Source organism: Pseudomonas putida, assembly GCF_001636055.1.
GTDB classification, from domain to species: Bacteria; Pseudomonadota; Gammaproteobacteria; order Pseudomonadales; family Pseudomonadaceae; genus Aquipseudomonas; species Aquipseudomonas machongensis.
In genome coordinates this window covers 1,526,035-1,544,393 of record NZ_CP011789.1, presented here as the reverse complement: position 1 = coordinate 1,544,393, position 18,359 = coordinate 1,526,035, and the positions used below count along the sequence as shown (strand labels likewise).

Here is an 18,359-nt window from a genome sequence, read left to right as displayed (position 1 = left end):
CAGGACACTGGCACGAACGGTCATAGCAGGCAGGCGAGCAATGGCGCGGCGAACAGGTTGAGCAGGCCGGTCAGCACCATCACCAGCCCCGCCACCGAGCCTTCCTCCCCGCCCACTTCATGGGCGCGGCTGACCCCGGCGCCATGGGCACCGACTCCAAACAGTGCGCCGCGCGCCAGTGACGTACGCAGCGGCAACACTCGCAACAGCAGACCGCCGAACACGGCCCCCAGCACACCGGTGAACATCACGAACACCGCGGTCAGCTCGGGCACACCGCCCAGGTCGTGGGCCAACGGCATGGCGAACGGCGTGGTGATCGAGCGCGGCACCAGTGACAGGCTGACCGACTCATCCAGCGCCAGCAGGTGCGCCAGCCCCCAGGAACTGGAGATCGACGCCAGGCTGCCCGCCAGCATCCCCAGCAACAGCGCCGGCCAATGTCGCGCCAGCATCGCCCGCTGCTGCCAGATCGGCACGGCGAAGGCCACGGTGACCGGCCCCAGCACGCCGATCAGCCAATGGGTGTTGCGGGCATACTCGGCGTAGGCGGTGTGCAGCGGAACCGCCACCGCCAGCAGCAGCGCCGGGACCAGCACCAGCGGCGACAGCAGATAACGGCCAGTGCGCCCATACAGCCAGCGGCTGAACAGGTAGGCCCCCACAGTCAGCGCAAGCCAGAACAGCGACATCGGTTCAAGCTTCATGGCGCAGGCTCCAGCGGCAGACCAGTTCGACCGTAAGCGCCGTGACCACCATCACCACCAGGGTGCTCAAGGCGATCACCAGCAGGATGCGCCACCCCTCGCTGCGCATCAGGCTGCCGTAGTCGAGCAGGCTCATCAGCGCCGGGATGAAGAACAGCAGCATCTGCGCCATCAACCAACCAGCGCCACGTTGCAACGTGCCCGGTTTCACGGCCCCCACGGCAAACAACACCAGCAACAGCGCCATGCCCATGACCCCGGCCGGGATCGGCCAGCCAAGCCAGGCGACGAGTTCGCCGCCAACCAGATACAGCACAAACAGCACGCACAGCTCGGCGAGCAGGGGGGTCAAGGCATTCGATACGATGGCTTTCATGATGGGTTTCCTCGGGATGGGCCCATTTTAAAAAGCTGCTGCCAAGGCCAAAAGCGAATTGTTAGACTGCCATCCATTCCAATCTGGAATTCAGGCAATGGAATTCAAGCAACTGCGCAGCTTCATCGAAGTGGTTCATCGAGGGGGATTCACCCAGGCCGCACACACGCTGCACATCAGCCAGTCGGCGGTGAGCAAGCAAGTGGCCCAGCTCGAGGAAGACCTCGGCCAACCCCTGCTCGAGCGCCAGGGCTCGCAACTGCATCTCACCGCCGCCGGACGCATCGTGCTCGAACGCGGCGAGGCCCTGCTGCGCCAGCGCCATGAGTTGCTGACCGAACTCGACGACCTGAGCCAGATGGCCCGCGGCGAACTGCGCCTGGGTTTGCCGGTGGTCGGCGGCGAGGCCCTGTTCGCCAGCCTGTTCGCCGAATACCGGCGGCGCTATCCGAACATCACCGTGCACCTGGTCGAAGGCGGCAGCCGGATCGTCGAACAGGGAGTCAGGAGTGGCGAGCTCGAATTGGGTGGCAGCGTCACCCCGAGCGACCCGGCCTTCGACTATCAACCCTTCTGCAACGAACCGCTCGATGCATTGCTCCCAGACAACCACCCCTTGGCCGAACGCGACGGAGTGACCCTGCGCCAACTGGCCGATACGCCGTTCCTGCTGTACCACCGCAGCTTCATGCTCAACGACAAACTGCTCAGCGCCTGCGAGCAGGCAGGTTTCACCCCAAAGGAGGGCGGGCGCAGCGGCCAGGCGGATTTCCTCACCGCGCTGGTGGCCGCAGGACAGGGCGTGGTACTGCTGCCCAGCGTGGTGGCACGTGGGCTGGAGCGTGATGGGGTGGTGAGAGTGCCGCTGGTGGAGCCTGGCCACCTGCGCTGGGACATCGCGTTCATCTGGCGGCGCGGAGCGTACCTGTCGCGAGCGGCGCAGGCGTGGCTGGCGTTGGTGCAGGAGCGCAAAGGAGGGTGAGCGGCGAATCGCCACTCACCCTCCCTGGAAGAAACCTTGCTCGCAAGAAGATCGCGCAGCCCCCGCGGCTTACGCCTTGAGCAGCTGCGCCAGCTCTGCCAGCCAGGGCTCTGCGTCCGTTTCCGGGGTCACGGTCTCGCTGGCATCCAGTCGCAGCATCGGCTGCACTTCCCGCACGCCGAGCTCGGCAAACAGCTCGCGCATCTGCTCGCCCCCGCCGCAGTAGGTGTCGCCATAGCTCGAATCGCCCAGGGCCAGCACCGCGCCCGGCAAACCGCGCCACTCGCCCGGCAGTACATCGCGAATCGTGCTGTACAGCGGCATCAGGTTGTCGGGCAGCTCACCCATCCCGGTGGTCGAGGTCACCGCCAGCAGCGCCTGCGGCGCAAAACCGCGCAGATCCTCAAGGGTGGCACGCGCCGCATGCCAGGCGTCGAACCCGGCAGCCTTGAGCAAGGATTCGGCATGACGGGCGACTTCTTCGGCGGTGCCATACACCGAGCCTGAAATAATGGCGACTTTCATCAGGAGAGGATTCCGAAACTGAGTGAAAACGTAGGATACTACCATTCAACAGTGGCAAAAGGCCGCTCCACTTGACTCCCATGGCCAGGAACATGATCAACGCGCAACTGCTACACGCCATGATCGACGCGTCGAACGACGGCATCGTGGTCGCCGAACAGGAAGGTGACGACACCATCCTGATCTACGTGAACGCAGGCTTCGAACGCCTCACCGGATACGCGCGCGACGAGATCCTCTACCAGGACTGCCGCTTCCTCCAGGGCGACGATCGCGACCAACTGGGCCGCGCCCGCATTCGCAAGGCCCTGGCCGAAGGCCGGCCGTGTCGCGAGGTACTGCGCAACTACCGCAAGGACGGCAGCGGGTTCTGGAACGAACTGTCGATCACCCCGGTGTACAACGAGGCTGATCAACGCACCTATTTCATCGGCATCCAGAAGGATGTCAGCCGTCAGGTCGAACTCGAACGCGAGCTGGCCGACGCACACACCCGACTGGCCGGGCAACCATCCGTCCAATGACCTGAACCAAACGCCCCGGGCACAGTCCATGGCAATGAAGAACCCACCGACGACGCCCGACCCGAGTCCGATCATGCAAGCAGACGCCCTCCTTACTCAGGATGAGCTGGATTTCATTCAGGACATGCAGCACACGCCCCAATTGAACCTGGCCGACCCCACCTCGAGCCTGCTGGTCAATGGCGACCGTCGTCTGCAGCAATTGCTCACCCGCCTGGTGGCCAACGAGCAGGTCACCCTGCAGGCGCAATTCAACAACCAGCAGATCAGCATTCCCCTGCAACTGGTAGAAGACGAGTTCCACGCCCTGCACCTGCAACTGGGCTCACCGGAAATCTACGAAGACGGCCCGATGCTGCGGCCCTGGCGCCTCTCGCTGGACCAGCCGGCCGCACTGGTCGACGCCCGCGGCACTCAGAGCGAGCTGTGGGTGCGCGATATCTCGTTCAAAGGGGTACTGCTGCAAGTGAACGGCCAGGCCCAGGCGCCCAGCCACTTCGAGCTGTTCTTCGCCCCACCGGGCATCGAGCCGATCGGGCTGCACGGCACGCTGCGCCGCCGCATCGGTCCGGACCTGGCGGCCTACGACCTCAGCCACAGCCCAGACGACGAAATCGACCGCCTGCGTGAGTACATTCTCCAGGCCCACCGCAAGGCGCACCCAGAGCTGCACGCTCAGGTATCGATCTGACCGGCGAGGAACTGGCGCAACCGCTGTTTCATCGACACCCCGTGGGCGCCCAGACAGCCTACCGGCCCGCCCTCTAGATTGTCCTGAGCCATTTCGGCGGTCTCGCCCGCCAGGAACAGCGGGCAGTTCACCCGCTGCGCCAGGCGTGCCAGGCGCTTGTCCAGGTCATTGGCCGGGCGATGGTTGTCGAACAGCACCAGTGCATCCGGCGCCAACCGCTCGCAGACCAACGCCAGCTCTTCGACAGGCTGCCCCGACGCCAGCACCGTGACCGCCACCTCGTCACTGCTCAGCAGCAGCCCGGCCACCAGCAACTCGAGTTCCTGGCATTCTGCCGACAACGGTGACACCAGTATCCGGCGGCTCTTGGGCTCACGTGCCAGTTGCAGGCGCAACAGCACCCGCGCGCGCAGGAACTGGTCGAGGAACAACCACTCGCTGGCCTGCCCATACCCCGCCTGGCTGGCGCGCAGGGCCTGCCATACCGGCATGAACACCTCACCGAAGACCTGCTCCAGCGCATGGCTGGCAAACACCTGCTCGAACAACCGCCCCAACTGCGCGGCATCGAACTGGCGCACGGCCTCGCGCACCTGGGCCTGCCAGCGTGAGCGGTCGCCAACCGTGCTTCCGGCCCAGGCCCCCTCCGCCGGACCCTGGCTACGCGCCAGGATACTGCCGACCTTGCTCACCGCGACGCCACGGCGCAGCCAACCCAGGATACTGTCGATGGCGTCGATGTCGGCCTGCGAATACAGACGATGGCCACTCTCGGTGCGGGTCGGCTGGATCAGCCCATAGCGGCGCTCCCAGGCACGCAGAGTCACCGGGTTGACGCCAGTCAGGCGCGACACTTCGCGGATCGGAAACAGCTCCTGATGCACCAGCCCATGTGCGATCAGGGCACTCGCTTGTGGCTCTTTCATGAGCGTGACAACTCTGTCTCGTAGATGTGTGACGGCCATTCTACGCCGGTATCGGCCAGGGGTCAGCGCAACCTTGCGGTCACAACACTGACCGGTCACGAAATATACGCGATAATCCGCGCCCGATTCTTGCATCCACGCCTGCGTCGCCCACCACCCCGGGCACAGGCCAAGGGGCCGGCTACCCGCCAGCCCCGTCGTAAGGAGATACACGATGTCTACCGCACCCGTCACCCTGATGGTGTCGCGCCGCGCCGCCCATGGACGCTACCAGGACCTGCTGGCCTGGCTCCATGAAGGCGAGCAACTGGCCACCGACTTCCCCGGCTACCTGGGCTCGGGCATCCTCGCGCCGCCCGCTGACAGCGATGCCTTCCAGATCATCTTTCGCTTCAACGACGAACGGACCCTGCACGCCTGGGAACATTCCGCCTCGCGACGCGCCTGGCTGCAGCGTGGCGATGGCCTGTTCGAGCGCCCCGAAGAGCGGCGCTTCAGCGGCATCGACGCCTGGTTCGGCACCGAAACGGTGCATAAACCGCCGCGCTGGAAGCAGGCTACCGCCATCTGGCTGGCGTTCTTCCCGGTGTCGCTGCTGTTCAACCTGTTGTTCGGCCACTGGCTGGCACCGCTGGACCTGCTGCCCCGGGTACTGCTGAGCACCCTGGTGCTGACGCCGCTGATGGTTTACCTGTTCATTCCGTTGTCCACCCGCCTGCTGGCCGGCTGGCTCAATCCCCCGGCGCGCCCGGCGCCACGGCGCCGCGAAGGGTTGCGCAGCCGCTGAGGAGCGGGCTCGCAAGCCCGCGCAGTTCGGGTATGCTGGGGCACGAACGAACAGACGAACAGACTGCCCCGAACATGAACAGCCCTATCCTCATCACCGGAGCCAGCCAGCGCGTCGGGCTGGCCCTGGCCCAGGCGCTGGCCAAGGCCGGCCATCAGGTGGTCAGCGCCAGCCGTAGCCTTCATGCGCAGGCCGCACACCCGAACATCATCCAGTTCCAGGCCGACCTCACCCGCGAGGCCGACCGCTTGGCGCTGATCGAACACCTGCAGCACAACTATGATGGCCTGCGCGCAATCATCCACAACGCCTCGCTGTGGCTGGACGACGACCTGCAGAGCCTCGACACCATGTTCCGCCTGCACGTCGAGGCGCCCTACCACCTCAACCTGGCGCTGGGCGAACACCTGGCCAAGGTCGAGAAGGCCGACATCATCCACATCTGCGACGAAACCTCCTCGCGCGGCAGCAAGAGCCATATCGGCTATGCCGCAACCAAGGCCGCGCTGCAGAACATGGTGCTGTCGTTCGCCGAAAAGTACGCGCCCAAGGTGCGCGTCAACGGTATCCTGCCGGGCCTGCTGATCCTGAAGGAAGGCGGCGACGAACAGTACCGCCGGCAGACCCTGAAAAAGGCCCTGCTGGAATTCGAGCCGGGTGCGCAGCCGCTGATCGAGGCGGTGATGTTCCTGCTGCAAAGCCAGTACAGCACCGGCAGCCAGGTGGTCATCAACGGTGGCCGCCATCTGAAGAACCGCATGACCTGAGGTAAGCCCCATGACTGAGCAACAACAGCTCGAACTCGAAGCCGCCGCGTTCCGGCGCCTGGTCGATCACCTGCAAAAGCGTACCGACGTGCAGAACATCGACCTGATGAACCTCTCCGGCTTCTGCCGCAACTGCCTGTCCAAGTGGTACAAGGCCGCCGCTGACGAGCGCCAGGTCGAGCTGAGCCTGGACGACGCCCGCGAAGCGGTGTACGGCATGCCCTACGCCGAGTGGAAAGCCCAATACCAGAAAGAAGCCAGCGCCGAGCAGCAAGCGGCGTTCGAACAAGGAAAACCCCGTGACTGACCTGAACACCCTGCGCAACAGCCTCGCCAGCGGCGAACACGTTTTTGCCGACACCCTGGGCTTCATCGCCGCCAACTACAGCTACCAGCCCCAAGCCTTCAACAACGGCGGCGTGGAAAACGCAGCCGGGCAAAACGAAGGTTCGTGCAAGACCCTGGGCCTGGCCCTGCTGGAAGGGCTGAGCGATGAGGAAGCGCTGCTCGCCTTTGGCGAACACTACCGCAGCGTGCTCGCCACCCCCGAGGGCAGCGACCATGGCAACATTCGCGCGCTGATCAAGCACGGCCTGGCTGGCGTGCAGTTCGCAGGGCAGCCGCTGACCCGCAACGCCTGAAGCAAGGCTGCTCGCGAAGCGGCCGCCGGGGTCGGCGAGCGTTCGCTCGACTGGTTTTCGCCCGCTTCACGACGCCAGGGCCGCTCCGGCAGCTAGACGATGCCGGCGCGGCCTTGTACTGCAAAGCAGCGCCCAGCATGATTTCGCCGACCGCCCTTTTGTTGCCCGAAGGACTTGCCCGAATGCCTCCAGCGCCTAGCATCCCCTTCCGTCAGGCCATGCTGTTCTGGCTCAAGCTCGGTTTCGTCGGATTCGGCGGCCCGGCCGGGCAGATCGCCCTGATGCACCGGGAAATCGTCGAACGCCGCCGCTGGCTCAGCGAGTCGCGGTTTCTCCACGCCCTGAACTACTGCATGCTGCTGCCAGGCCCCGAGGCCCAGCAACTGGCCACCTACCTCGGCTGGCTGATGCACCGCACCTGGGGCGGGATCATTGCCGGGACACTGTTCATCCTGCCTTCGCTGTTCATTCTGATCGGCCTGTCCTGGGTCTATATTACCCAGGGGCAGCAACCTCTGGTCGTCGGCCTGTTCTATGGCCTCAAGCCCGCGATCACCGCCATTGTCGTGCAGGCGACCTGGCGCATCGGCTCCCGGGTGCTGCACAACGCGGCATTGTGGGGCATCGCGCTGGCAGCCTTCGTCGCCCTGTTCGGGCTGGGCCTGCCGTTTCCGCTGATCGTGCTGGGCGCGGGGCTGGTCGGCTATCTCGGCGGACGCTGGCGGCCGCAGCTGTTTCAGACCACTCGTGCCAACACTGAAACCCCCAACGACGAAGCCCCACTGGCCCAGCCAGCCCATACCCGCCTGCACTGGCCGCGCCTGTTCGGGCTGCTGGCCTGCGGTGCAGCGCTGTGGTGCCTGCCGATGGCCGCACTGACGCTGCTGTTCGGCTGGCAAGGCAGCTTCACTCAAATGGCATGGTTCTTCACCAAGGCAGCACTGCTCACCTTCGGCGGAGCCTACGCGGTGCTGCCCTACGTGTATCAGGGGGCTGTCGATCATTACGGCTGGCTGACGCCCACACAGATGATCGACGGCCTGGCATTGGGCGAAAGCACACCCGGCCCGCTGATCATGCTGGTGGCGTTCGTCGGCTTCGTCGGCGGCTACGTGCAGGCACAGTTCGGTGCCGACCAGGCATTCCTGGCTGGAGCCCTGGCGGCATGCCTGGTCACCTGGTTCACCTTCCTGCCCTCGTTCCTGTTCATCCTGATCGGCGCCCCCCTGGTGGAGCGCACACGCAGGCAATTGCGCTTCACTGCGCCGCTGACGGCGATCAGCGCCGCCGTGGTGGGGGTGATCCTGAACCTCGCGCTGTTCTTCGCCTATCACGTGTTCTGGCCGCATGGGTTCGCTGCCGGGATCGACGGGCTGGCGCTGGGGATCGCGCTGCTAGCGGCGGTGGGGCTACTGGTGTTGCGCAGGAGTATGCTGGAAGTGCTGATTGCCTGCGCCCTGGCAGGTCTGCTGGCGGTGTTGTACGGGCATGTGATCTGAGCCCGATCAGCTCAGGCGTTGCCCCGGCATCCCCTCCGACAGCACACCATCACGCAACCACTCCAGCGCTATCGGCCACAGGCTCGCCCGAAAGCGATCATGGAAAAACGCAAAATGCCCGACCTCCTGCTCGCCGATATCAACAGGCGATACGCGCAGATGGCGAGGTTGGGCATGGTCCAGATAGCCCAGCAACCGCTCCGTCGCCGCCACGGTGCCGAAGGGATCGTCGCTCAGGCTCACCGCCAGGGCCGCAGCCTGAACCTGGGCGAAGGGCCGCGCCTGCAGCAGCCGTCCACTGGGCCGATGTTCATAGCACGGTGCCGGCGTGCTCCAGTCACGCACCACCCCGGCCGGGGTGTCTTCCATCCAACCCAGGCGCTTGCCGGGGAAATAGCCTAGCAGCCGGGTCAGCAATGGCATCACCACATGCCACTTGCCCACCATCCGCCAGCGCCCTTCGGCCGCATAGTCACGCCAGTAGGCAAACTGTGCCCCGACCATCACCAGCCGCCGCACCTGCCCGGCCGAGGGCGCCAGGCCGGTTGCCCAGCCACCGAAGCTGTGCCCCACCACATTCACCGGCTGCCCGGGGAATTCGCTGGTGGCGCGCTGCAGGATGGCCTCGAAGTCCAGGCAGCCCCAGTCGCTCCACGACGCCTGGAAACCACGCAACGATGCCGGGCGAGACTCGCCGATACCACGGTAGTCGTAGCTCAGCACATCGAAGCCGTGGGCGAACAGGTAGTCGGCAAAGCGGGCGTAGTAGCGGCAGCGCACCGAGGTGGCCGCGTTGATGATCACCAGCGGGCGCTGGGGGTCGGGTTCGGCGTGGCGCCACTGAAAACCGCCGAGGCTGTAGCCGTCGGCGGCTTCATGGCGAAAGGCAGTCGCAGGTTGGGTCAGGCTGCTCATGGTGGGCTCCCTGCGCCATCGCGCCGGGAGGCGGGCGGCGTTTTTTGTCATCCGCCCACGCTAGCAAATTATTCGCTGGCTGTACCGGCCTCAGGTGGTCGGCAACGCCCGCGCCACTCCAGGCTTGCGCAGCACCTCCAGCCGCGAACCTTCATAACGCGTTTCGCGGAACAGCTTCCAGCGCCCGAACAGGCCATACACATGCATCACCCGCCCCTGCTCGTGATAGCCCATGCGCAGGTGCAGCTTCATGGCCGGCACGTTGTGCGTCTCCACCACATCCACCACCTTGCGGCAGCCTTTGGCATGCATGGCGTTCCACAGCTCGACCTGAGCGGTGACCGACAACTCGCTGCCAAAGTAGCGCCGGGTCATCTCGCCGCCGAACTCGAAGAACTCGCCAGGCTTCACCGGGAAGGTGCAGCCGTAATAGTGCTTGTCGTGGTAGTCGACCACGCTCGCCCAGATGAAGGCCACCGCGTCACCGTGCTCGTCCAGGTACATGTGCCCGGTATGGCCATCAGCGGCCAGTTCGCGCATGGTTTCCACGCGATCGCCGAAATAGCGCGCAAAGGCGTCGGCATTGGCGGTGGTGATTTCCACCAGGGTGACCGGCGGATGTTCCTTGAGTTTGTGAGGCGGAACGGGAGTGACCAGGTCGCGTTCCATCCACAGCAATTCCCAGTGGAAGAATACGTAGCGTTCGACCAGGGTCTTGAAAGTACGCCTGAGACCCTTCTGGCGGATCCGTTCTTGTAGTTTTTGCAATGCGCGCATGCTGCCTCCCCGGCCCAGGCGAGATTGCCGGACCAATAGCTGCTGTATAGATCAGGGAGGAAGCGGCCATAGCAAAGGGCCAGCCGAGGATTTGTTGCAGAATGTTAACAAGCCCACGGAGGGAACCGCGCAACCGGGACAAACGGCTGCGCGGTCAAGGGCTTGCTTACAGCTCGACGCAGTCGAACCGTACGTCGGTGGCCACGTCTTCGTCGTAGTTGACGTCAGCGCGCTCGAAACCGAACAGGTTGAGGAACTGCTTCTTGTAACCGGCGTAGTCGGTCAGTTCGAACAGGTTCTCGGTGGTGACCTTGGGCCACATGGCCTTGCAGGCGTCCTGCACGTCGTCGCGCAGTTCCCAGTCATCCAGACGCAGGCGAGCCTTTTCGTCCACTTCGGCCGGAGCACCATCGGCGCGGTACATGCGGTCGCGGAACATGCGGTCCAGCTGGTCCTGGGTGCCTTCGTGAACGCCTTTCTCCTGCATGATCTTGAAGACCATCGACAGGTACAGCGGCATCACCGGAATGGCCGAGCTGGCCTGGGTGACCACCGACTTGAGCACGGCGACGTTGGCGCCGCCCTTCACTTCACCGGCCAGCTTCTTGTCCAGGCGCAGGGCGGTTTCGTCCAGGTCCTGCTTGGCCTGGCCCAGGGCGCCGTGCCAGTAGATCGGCCAGGTGATTTCGGTGCCGATGTAGCTGAAGGCCACGGTGCGCGCGCCTTCGGCGAGCACGTCGGCGCCGGCCAGGGCGTCGATCCACAGCTGCCAGTCCTGGCCACCCATGACGGTGACGGTGTCAGCGATTTCCTGCTCGGTGGCCGGCTCGATGCTGGCCTCGATGATGGTGTCCTTGTTGGTGTCGATGGCGGTCGACTTGTACGGCTGGCCGATCGGCTTGAGCGCCGAGCGGATCAGCTCGCCGGTCTGCGGCAGCTTGCGTACGGGCGAGGCCAGGGAGTAGATGACCAGGTCGACCTTGCCACCCATCTCGTTCTTGATCAGCTCGATCACCTTGGCGCGGGCTTCGTCGGAGAAGGCGTCACCGTTGATCGACTTGCTGTACAGACCCTCGGCCTTGGCGAACTTGTCGAAAGCGGCGGCGTTGTACCAGCCTGCAGTGCCGGCCTTGGTCTCGGTGCCCGGCTTCTCGAAGAACACGCCCAGGGTGTCGGCCTTGAAGCCGAAGGCGGCGGTGATGCGTGCTGCCAGGCCGTAGCCGCTGGAGGCGCCGATCACCAGGACTTTCTTCGGACCATCCTCGCGCACGCCCAGCTTGCGGGTGGCTTCGATCTGGTCACGGACGTTGAGCTCGCAGCCCTTCGGGTGAGTCGTGGTGCAGATGAAACCGCGTACCTTGGGATGAATGATGGCCAATGTCTGTACCTCGTCAGGTTTATGCTGGGGAAACGCCGCAGGGGCGATTCCGATTGATCAGAGGGTGAGACTACCCCCGCAAGTCATCCGACACATATTACGGGGTCAAGGGCCCGAGCAAAACCCGAATCCGAAAGCGACTCGCTCCCTGTAGGATCGACCTTGTGTCGCGATCGGGCGCGAAGCGGCCGTAAACCAGGCGGCCGAGGTATTCCTCACAGATCGCGGAGCCTGGTTTTACGGCCGCTTCGCGCCCGATCGCGGCACAAGGCCGCTCCTACACAGGGACGGGTGGGGCCAGGGGCTCCAAGGCTGCGCGCAACCACGCCAGAAACTGCCGCGCCAGCGGATCGTCCTGGCTATCGCGGTGCACCAGGCAGCTCCACGCCGGGCCGCGCACGCGCTGCGCCGACAACGCTTGCAAGCGCCCTTCGTCGACCAGCCGCTGGGCCAGTAACTGGCTGACCAACGCAATCCCCAGCCCCTCTCCCGCCGCATCCAGCAGCAGCCCCGGATCGGAAAAATTCAGCCCCTTGCCCTGCTGCCCCACCGCTTCGCCGCCCTCCAGTTGCCAGTGGCTCCAGTCCATTTCCCGTTCGCCATGCAAGGTAGTGCGCCCGGTCTCGGGCAAGGCGGGATGACAGGCGGGGTACAGACGGTCCTGATGCAACACGCTGAAGCTGCACTCGGCCTGCGGGCCAAGGTCGTCGCGGATCGCCAGATCGATGGTCTGGCTGCCCATGTCAGGCGCATCGAAACTGGTGAACAGCCACAGGTCTACCTCCGGGCAGCGCGCATGGAAGTCGGCCAGGCGCGGCAACAGCCAGTGCCGGGCGAAGGCCGGAGTGGTGTTGACCACCAGTTGGTTGGGCTTGCGGTACTGGTCCAGCCGGCGGATGCCCACCGCCAGTTGTTGCAGCATGACCTGCGTGGTGCTGAGCAGGTCATGGCCCGCGTCGGTGAGGCTGACACTGCGCCCGGTCCGGTGGAACAGCGGTTGCTCCAGGTAGCTTTCCAGGCTGCGGATCTGCTGGCTGATCGCCGACTGGGTAAGGTTCAGGGCTTCGGCGGCCTTGTGAAAACTGCCCAGGCGGGCAGCGGCTTCAAAGCCTCGCAGCGCATTCAGCGGCGGCCAGTGCTTGAGCATGATCGATAAGCCTTTCTAATCAGAAGTACGCTAAATCTATCGTTAGTCCACGCCGCTTCATAGCCATATCATGGACCCTAACACCCGCGACGGCGGGCTTCGTTGATAAAAATCACTAATACATTGGAGCTAACCATGGACCTGTCCATCGCCAGCGGCTGGCGCATGCCCGCCGAATGGGCCCGCCACGCCGCCACCTGGATGATCTGGCCGCACAACCAAGGCTTGTGGGAGGCCGGTTGGCGCGTGACCCTGGCCGACGTACAGCGTGACTACGCCCGGGTCGCCAGCGCCATCGCCCGTTTCGAACCGGTGAAGATGATCGTCGCGCCGTCCGCCATGGCCAGCGCCCGCGCCCTGTGCGGCGCCGGTATCGAGCTGATCGAACTGGCCGTGGACGACAGCTGGTGCCGCGACAGCGGGCCGACCTTCATCACCCACCCGCAACACGGCCTGGCCGGCCTGAGCTGGCGCTTCAACGCCTGGGGTGGCAAGTCCGAGCACGGCCTGGACCGCAGCCTCGGTCGGCGCATCCTCGACCACCTGGGCCTGGAAGGCTTCTGCACGCCGCTGTGCAACGAAGGCGGCGCCATTCACGTGGACGGCGAAGGCACCCTGATCACCACCGAGTCGGTGCTGCTCAACCCCAACCGCAACCCCGGCCTGAGCAAGGCTGACTTCGAGGAGTGCTTCGCCCGCCTGCTGGGCATCCGCAAGACCATCTGGCTACCCGGCGACCCGCAGTACGTCACCGGTGACATGACCGATGGCCACGTCGACGGCGTCTGCGCTTTCGCCCGGCCCGGCGTGCTGCTGGTCGATGCCACCCACGAACAGGGCTCGGTCTACGCCGACGTCGCCCGGGAAAACCGTCGCGCCCTGGAACTGGCCAGCGATGCCCAAGGGCGGCGCTTCGAGCTGCTCGACCTGTTCGAGGCCAGCGCCGCAGTGGATAAAGACGTCGAAGTGTTCTGCGCCTCCTACACCAACTTCTACCTGGCCAACGGCGCAGTGATCATGCCCGCCTATGGCATCGACGCCGACCAGGCCGCCGCTCGTCAGTTGGCCCAGGCCTTCCCCGACCGCGAGATCGTGCCGGTGCGTATCGACCATATCGCCCACGGCGGCGGTGGCATTCACTGCATCACCCAGCAACAGCCGGTCTGGCCTGTAGCGGAGGACCGTCCATGAGCCTGCTGCGCATCGCCACCACGCAGATGAGCTGCGACTGGAACCTTGCCGCCAACCTCGACCGCGCCGAGCAACTGGTGCGCCAGGCCGCCGCCCAGGGCGCGCAGGTGATCCTGCTGCAGGAGCTGTTCGCCACGCCGTACTTCTGCATCGAGCAGTGCCACAGCCACCAGGCGCTGGCCCAGGACTACCACGACAGTCCACTGCTGCGCCGCTTCTCCGCGCTGGCCAAAGAGCTGGGCGTGGTGCTGCCGCTGAGCTGGTACGAGCGCGCCGGCAACGCCTTCTTCAATTCGTTGACCGTGGCCGACGCCGACGGCCGTCTGCTGGGGCTCTACCGCAAGACCCACATCCCCAACGCCATCGGCTATCAGGAGAAGGAATATTTCAGCCCCGGCGACACCGGTTTCAGGGTCTGGGACACCGCCTTCGGCCGCCTGGGCATCGGCATCTGCTGGGACCAATGGTTCCCGGAAACCGCGCGTTGCCTGGCGCTGCTGGGTGCCGAGGTGCTGTTGTTCCCGACCGCCATCGGCTCGGAGCCGGGCGCCGCCGAACTGGACTCACGCGACCACTGGCAGATGGCGATGCGCGGCCATGCCGCAGCCAACCTGCTGCCGGTGGTGGCCGCCAACCGAATTGGCCAGGAAGTGGCACGCAGTGACGAGCAACTGTCGATGCGCTTCTACGGCTCCTCGTTCATCTGCGACCACAAGGGCGCGATGCTAGCCGAAGCCGATCGCGACAGCAGTGGCGTGTGGCTGCACGACCTGGACCTGGCACGCATGCGCGAAGACCGCCTGAGCTGGGGCATCTACCGCGACCGCCGTCCCGAAATGTACGCACCGTTGATGACCCTCGACGGCCGCACCTCACAACCGACGAGGGCCTGAGCCATGCCACGCCGTCCATCAAAGCTGTTCGCCGCCCTCGCCCTGGCCTGCTGCGCGTCCGTCGCCCAGGCGCAGCAGGAGGCCCTGCGCCTGTACAACTGGGCCGACTATTTTGCCGAGGACACCCTCAAGCGCTTCACCGCCGAAACCGGCATCCCGGTGATCTACGACGTCATGGACAGCAGCGAGGTGCTCGAGGCCAAGCTGATGTCCGGGCGCAGCGGCTACGACCTGGTGTTTCCCGGTGACACCGTGGCCGAGCGACTGATGCGCGCCGGCAGCCTGCAACCGCTCGATCGCCAGCAACTGACCGCGCTGGACGACATCGACCCCGGCCTGCGCGCACTGCACGAACGCTACCCCAAGGCCAGCCAGGCGACGGTGCCCTACACCTGGGGCACCATCGGCCTGACCTTCAACGCGGCGAAGATCCGCGAGCGCATGCCCGACGCCCCGCTGGACAGCCTCGACCTGCTGTTCAAACCAGAGCTGGCGGCCAAGTTCGCCGACTGCGGTATCTCGATGATCGATTCACCCGACGAAGTGCTCGCCGTGGTGCTCCATTACCTGGGCCGAGAGCCGCGCAGTGCCAAGCGCGAAGACCTGGCCGCCGCCAGCGAGCTGCTCAAAGGCATCCGCCCCTACGTGCGCAAGCTGCAGTCGCAGCCGGTGACCGAGCTGGTCAACGAGAACACCTGCCTGTCGCTGGGCTACAGCGGCGACGTGATCCAGGCCCAGCGCACCGCCGAGGCCGCAGGCAAGGCCATCGACTTCCAGTACCGCGTGCCGCGCGAAGGCACCACGGTGTGGATGGACACCATGGCGATCCCCGCCGATGCACGCCATCCGGAGTACGCCTATCGTTTCATCAACTTCGTCATGCGCCCGGAAAACATGGCCGCGATCAGCACCTTCACCGGCTACCCCACGGCCAGCAGCAAGGCCCGCCCGCGGGTGGACGCGCGCATGCGCGACAACCCCAACATCTACCTCGATGCCGCCACCTATGCCCGGCTGATTCCGGGCAAGGATATTCCCCAGGCCGACATGCGTGCGCGCATGCGTGTCTGGACCCGTTTCAAGACTGCCCAGGACTGACCCATGCCGACCCGCCGTACCTTTCTCCAGCACCTGTCGATCGCCGCCGGCCTCGGCGCCGTCGCAAGCATCGGCCTGCCATTGGGCCGCACCCGCGCCAGCGAGGCGGGCCGCTGGTTCATGCCCGACGAGGGCGAGCCGCAGCAGCGCGCCTACCTGGCTTTCGGCGCCCAGGACGCGATCTGGGAAGACTTCACCGAAGACGTGCAGGCTGCGTTGGGCCGCATCGCCCGGGCCATTGCGCTCTACCAGCCGGTGACGGTGTTCTGCCGCGCCAGCGAGCGTGACATTGCCCAAGAGCACTGCGGCAGCCATAACGTCACCTATGTCGAAACCGAACTGGACGACATCTGGATGCGCGACATCGGCGCCAACTTCGTGGTCGACGACGACGGCGAGCTGGGCGCGGTGGACTTCAACTTCAACGGCTGGGGTGGCAAGCAACAGCACCGCTACGACGCGAAGCTGGCCAGGCAGGTGGCCACGCGGGCGAACGCGGCCTACCAGCGCAGCGAGCTGGTTGGCGAAGGCGGTGGTATCGAGGTCGATGGCCATGGCACCGGGATCATGACCGAGAGCAGCTGGATCAACGCCAACCGCAACCCCGGCTGGAACAAGGCCGAGGTCGAGCAGGAACTCAAGGCGCGCCTGGGCCTGCGCAAGATCATCTGGCTGCCGGGCATCAAGGGCAAGGACATCACCGACGCGCATGTGGACTTCTATGCGCGCTTCGTGCGCCCCGGCGTGGTGCTGGCCAACCTCGATACCGACCCCGATTCGTATGACCACGCAGTGACGCTGCGGCATCTGGAGATACTCAAGCAAGCCACCGATGCCGAGGGTCGGGCGTTGCAGGTGCACACCGTGTCGCCGCCGCTGAATCCACGCAAGAACGCGTTCAACAGGGGCAACCCGGATTTCGCGGCGGGGTATATCAATTATTTCGTGATCAACGGCGCGGTCATCGCTCCGCAGTTCGGTGATCGCGAAGCCGATGAAAAGGCCCGGGCGTTGTTGGCCGAGTTGTATCCGGATCGGGACGTGGTGCAGTTGGATATCGATGCCATCGCGGCAGGGGGTGGCGGCATCCATTGTGTGACCAGCCATTGTCCAGCGGTGTGAGTACCGGCCCTATCGCGGGGCAAGCCCGCTCCCACAAGGACGTCGCTGCACCCGAATACATCGGGGGCTTTAGGAGCGGGCTTGCGGGCCGGCACAGACACCCTATTCATTTGCAAACCCGATCAATCACAAAGAAAAACAAACTTCTCAAATGAGCCCCGGGCAGTGATGCTGTCGCGATCCACTTCGCCTTCCGGAGAACAACAATGAACGAAGTCGCCATCGTCGCCGCCACCCGCACTGCCATCGGCAGTTTCCAGGGCTCCCTGGCCAATGTCTCGGCCATCGACCTCGGCGCTGCGGTGATCAAGCGCCTGCTGGAGCAGACTGGCCTCGACCCTGCGCAAGTCGACGAGGTGATTCTGGGCCAGGTGCTGACTGCAGGCGCCGGCCAGAACCCCGCCCGCCAGGCTGCGGTCAAGGCTGGCCTGCCCCACGCGGTGCCGGCGCTGACCCTGAACAAGGTCTGCGGCTCGGGCCTCAAGGCCCTGCATCTGGCGGCCCAGGCAATCCGCTGCGGCGACGCCGAGGTGGTGATCGCCGGCGGCCAGGAGAGCATGAGCCTGGCGCCCTACGTGCTGCCGTCGGCCCGCACCGGCCAGCGCATGGGCCACGGCCAACTGGTCGATACCATGATCACCGACGGCCTCTGGGACGCCTTCAACGACTACCACATGGGTATCACCGCCGAGAACCTGGTGGACAAGTACGCCATCACCCGCGAACAGCAGGACGCCTTTGCCGCCGAGTCCCAGCGCAAGGCGGTGGCCGCTATCGAAGGCGGTCGGTTCAAGGATGAGATCACCCCGATTCACATCCCGCAGAAAAAAGGCGAGGCGCTGGTGTTCGACACCGACGAGCAACCTCGCCCGGGCACCAGCGCCGAATCGCTGGGCAAGCTGCGCGCCGCCTTCAAGAAAGACGGCAGCGTCACCGCTGGCAACGCCTCGAGCCTCAACGACGGCGCCGCTGCCGTGCTGCTGATGAGCGTCGACAAGGCCAAGGCCCTGGGCCTGCCAGTGCTGGCCAAGATCACCGGCTACGCCAGTGCCGGTGTGGACCCGGCGATCATGGGCATCGGCCCGGTCTCGGCGACCCAGCGCTGCCTGCAGAAGGCTGGCTGGCAGTTGGCCGACCTGGACCTGATCGAGGCCAACGAGGCCTTCGCTGCCCAGGCCCTGGCTGTGGGCAAGGAGCTGGCGTGGGATGCGGCGAAGGTCAACGTCAACGGCGGCGCCATCGCCCTTGGCCACCCGATCGGCGCCTCGGGTTGCCGGGTGCTGGTGACCCTGCTGCACGAGATGATCAAGCGCGATGCGAAGAAAGGCCTGGCGACGCTGTGCATCGGTGGCGGCCAAGGTGTCGCGTTGACGATCGAGCGATGAGTCTGTGGTGAGTTCTGCGCAGGCGAGC

General features: G+C 65.3%; 21 protein-coding genes. 13 read left to right on the top strand and 8 right to left on the bottom strand.

Annotated elements, in window-relative coordinates; translation table 11 throughout:
• Positions 1–20: 20 nt before the first annotated feature.
• Positions 21–707 (bottom strand): LrgB family protein, encoded by a 687-nt coding sequence (locus AB688_RS07080; protein WP_063543081.1) that lies wholly within the window; start codon positions 705–707, stop codon positions 21–23.
• Entirely contained in the window at positions 697–1,083 is a 387-nt protein-coding gene (locus AB688_RS07075) for a CidA/LrgA family protein (protein ID WP_063543079.1), read from the bottom strand. Before AB688_RS07075 ends, AB688_RS07080 begins: the two co-directional genes overlap by 11 nt.
• Before the next feature lie 97 nt (positions 1,084–1,180).
• On the opposite strand from AB688_RS07075, the gene AB688_RS07070 reads away from it, so the two are divergent.
• Entirely contained in the window at positions 1,181–2,065 is an 885-nt protein-coding gene (locus AB688_RS07070) for a LysR family transcriptional regulator (protein ID WP_063543077.1), read from the top strand.
• Positions 2,066–2,134: 69 nt separating this feature from the next.
• Here the strand turns inward: AB688_RS07070 and AB688_RS07065 are convergent, their stop codons facing one another.
• Entirely contained in the window at positions 2,135–2,590 is a 456-nt protein-coding gene (locus tag AB688_RS07065) for a flavodoxin (protein WP_054893519.1), read from the bottom strand.
• 92 nt (positions 2,591–2,682) lie between these two features.
• Between AB688_RS07065 and AB688_RS07060 the strand changes: the two genes are divergently transcribed.
• Both AB688_RS07060 and AB688_RS07055 read left to right on the top strand, forming a co-directional pair.
• Positions 2,683–3,114 (top strand): PAS domain S-box protein, encoded by a 432-nt coding sequence (locus tag AB688_RS07060; RefSeq protein ID WP_063543075.1) that lies wholly within the window; start codon positions 2,683–2,685, stop codon positions 3,112–3,114.
• Positions 3,115–3,187: 73 nt separating this feature from the next.
• Complete coding sequence (locus AB688_RS07055; RefSeq protein WP_063543073.1) at positions 3,188–3,805, top strand: hypothetical protein; 618 nt, start codon at positions 3,188–3,190, stop codon at positions 3,803–3,805.
• On the opposite strand, the gene AB688_RS07050 is transcribed toward AB688_RS07055, so the two are convergent.
• Complete coding sequence (locus AB688_RS07050) at positions 3,790–4,731, bottom strand: MerR family transcriptional regulator (protein ID WP_063543071.1); 942 nt, start codon at positions 4,729–4,731, stop codon at positions 3,790–3,792. The genes AB688_RS07055 and AB688_RS07050 overlap by 16 nt on opposite strands.
• Before the next feature lie 214 nt (positions 4,732–4,945).
• Between AB688_RS07050 and AB688_RS07045 the strand changes: the two genes are divergently transcribed.
• From AB688_RS07045 to chrA, 5 genes are all read left to right on the top strand, one after another.
• Positions 4,946–5,518 (top strand): hypothetical protein, encoded by a 573-nt coding sequence (locus AB688_RS07045; protein ID WP_063543069.1) that lies wholly within the window; start codon positions 4,946–4,948, stop codon positions 5,516–5,518.
• Positions 5,519–5,592: 74 nt separating this feature from the next.
• Positions 5,593–6,285, top strand: coding sequence for a dihydromonapterin reductase (gene folM / locus AB688_RS07040; RefSeq protein WP_414154815.1), 693 nt, complete (start codon positions 5,593–5,595; stop codon positions 6,283–6,285).
• A 10-nt stretch (positions 6,286–6,295) separates the two neighbouring features.
• Positions 6,296–6,592, top strand: a complete 297-nt coding sequence (locus AB688_RS07035; protein ID WP_063543065.1) for a DUF1244 domain-containing protein — start codon at positions 6,296–6,298, stop codon at positions 6,590–6,592.
• Complete coding sequence (locus AB688_RS07030; RefSeq protein ID WP_063543063.1) at positions 6,585–6,926, top strand: HopJ type III effector protein; 342 nt, start codon at positions 6,585–6,587, stop codon at positions 6,924–6,926. Before AB688_RS07035 ends, AB688_RS07030 begins: the two co-directional genes overlap by 8 nt.
• A gap of 182 nt (positions 6,927–7,108) precedes the next feature.
• Entirely contained in the window at positions 7,109–8,425 is a 1,317-nt protein-coding gene (chrA, locus tag AB688_RS07025) for a chromate efflux transporter (protein ID WP_063543061.1), read from the top strand.
• A gap of 6 nt (positions 8,426–8,431) precedes the next feature.
• On the opposite strand, the gene AB688_RS07020 is transcribed toward chrA, so the two are convergent.
• The 4 genes from AB688_RS07020 to AB688_RS07005 all read right to left on the bottom strand — a co-directional run bounded on the left by AB688_RS07020 (position 8,432) and on the right by AB688_RS07005 (position 12,642).
• The gene (locus AB688_RS07020; protein WP_063543059.1) at positions 8,432–9,340 is read right to left on the bottom strand and encodes an alpha/beta fold hydrolase; all 909 of its coding nucleotides are present in this window, start codon (positions 9,338–9,340) and stop codon (positions 8,432–8,434) included.
• Between the two features lie 90 nt (positions 9,341–9,430).
• On the bottom strand, positions 9,431–10,117 hold the full coding sequence (locus AB688_RS07015) for a hypothetical protein (RefSeq protein WP_063543057.1): 687 nt from the start codon (positions 10,115–10,117) through the stop codon (positions 9,431–9,433).
• A gap of 166 nt (positions 10,118–10,283) precedes the next feature.
• Positions 10,284–11,495, bottom strand: coding sequence for an enoyl-ACP reductase FabV (gene fabV, locus AB688_RS07010; protein WP_063543055.1), 1,212 nt, complete (start codon positions 11,493–11,495; stop codon positions 10,284–10,286).
• Between the two features lie 277 nt (positions 11,496–11,772).
• On the bottom strand, positions 11,773–12,642 hold the full coding sequence (locus tag AB688_RS07005) for a LysR family transcriptional regulator (protein WP_063543053.1): 870 nt from the start codon (positions 12,640–12,642) through the stop codon (positions 11,773–11,775).
• Positions 12,643–12,777: 135 nt separating this feature from the next.
• Between AB688_RS07005 and AB688_RS07000 the strand changes: the two genes are divergently transcribed.
• From AB688_RS07000 to AB688_RS06980, 5 genes are all read left to right on the top strand, one after another.
• Positions 12,778–13,833: an agmatine deiminase family protein gene (locus AB688_RS07000; RefSeq protein WP_063543051.1), complete on the top strand. Its 1,056-nt coding sequence runs from the start codon at positions 12,778–12,780 to the stop codon at positions 13,831–13,833.
• Complete coding sequence (gene aguB / locus AB688_RS06995) at positions 13,830–14,726, top strand: N-carbamoylputrescine amidase (RefSeq protein WP_063543049.1); 897 nt, start codon at positions 13,830–13,832, stop codon at positions 14,724–14,726. Before AB688_RS07000 ends, aguB begins: the two co-directional genes overlap by 4 nt.
• A gap of 3 nt (positions 14,727–14,729) precedes the next feature.
• Positions 14,730–15,824 carry an extracellular solute-binding protein gene (locus AB688_RS06990; RefSeq protein WP_063543047.1) on the top strand — a complete coding sequence of 365 codons (1,095 nt, stop codon included), beginning with the start codon at positions 14,730–14,732 and terminating at the stop codon, positions 15,822–15,824.
• 3 nt (positions 15,825–15,827) lie between these two features.
• Positions 15,828–16,946: an agmatine deiminase family protein gene (locus AB688_RS06985; RefSeq protein WP_063543045.1), complete on the top strand. Its 1,119-nt coding sequence runs from the start codon at positions 15,828–15,830 to the stop codon at positions 16,944–16,946.
• 206 nt (positions 16,947–17,152) lie between these two features.
• Positions 17,153–18,331, top strand: a complete 1,179-nt coding sequence (locus tag AB688_RS06980) for an acetyl-CoA C-acetyltransferase (RefSeq protein ID WP_063543043.1) — start codon at positions 17,153–17,155, stop codon at positions 18,329–18,331.
• Positions 18,332–18,359: the final 28 nt, after the last annotated feature.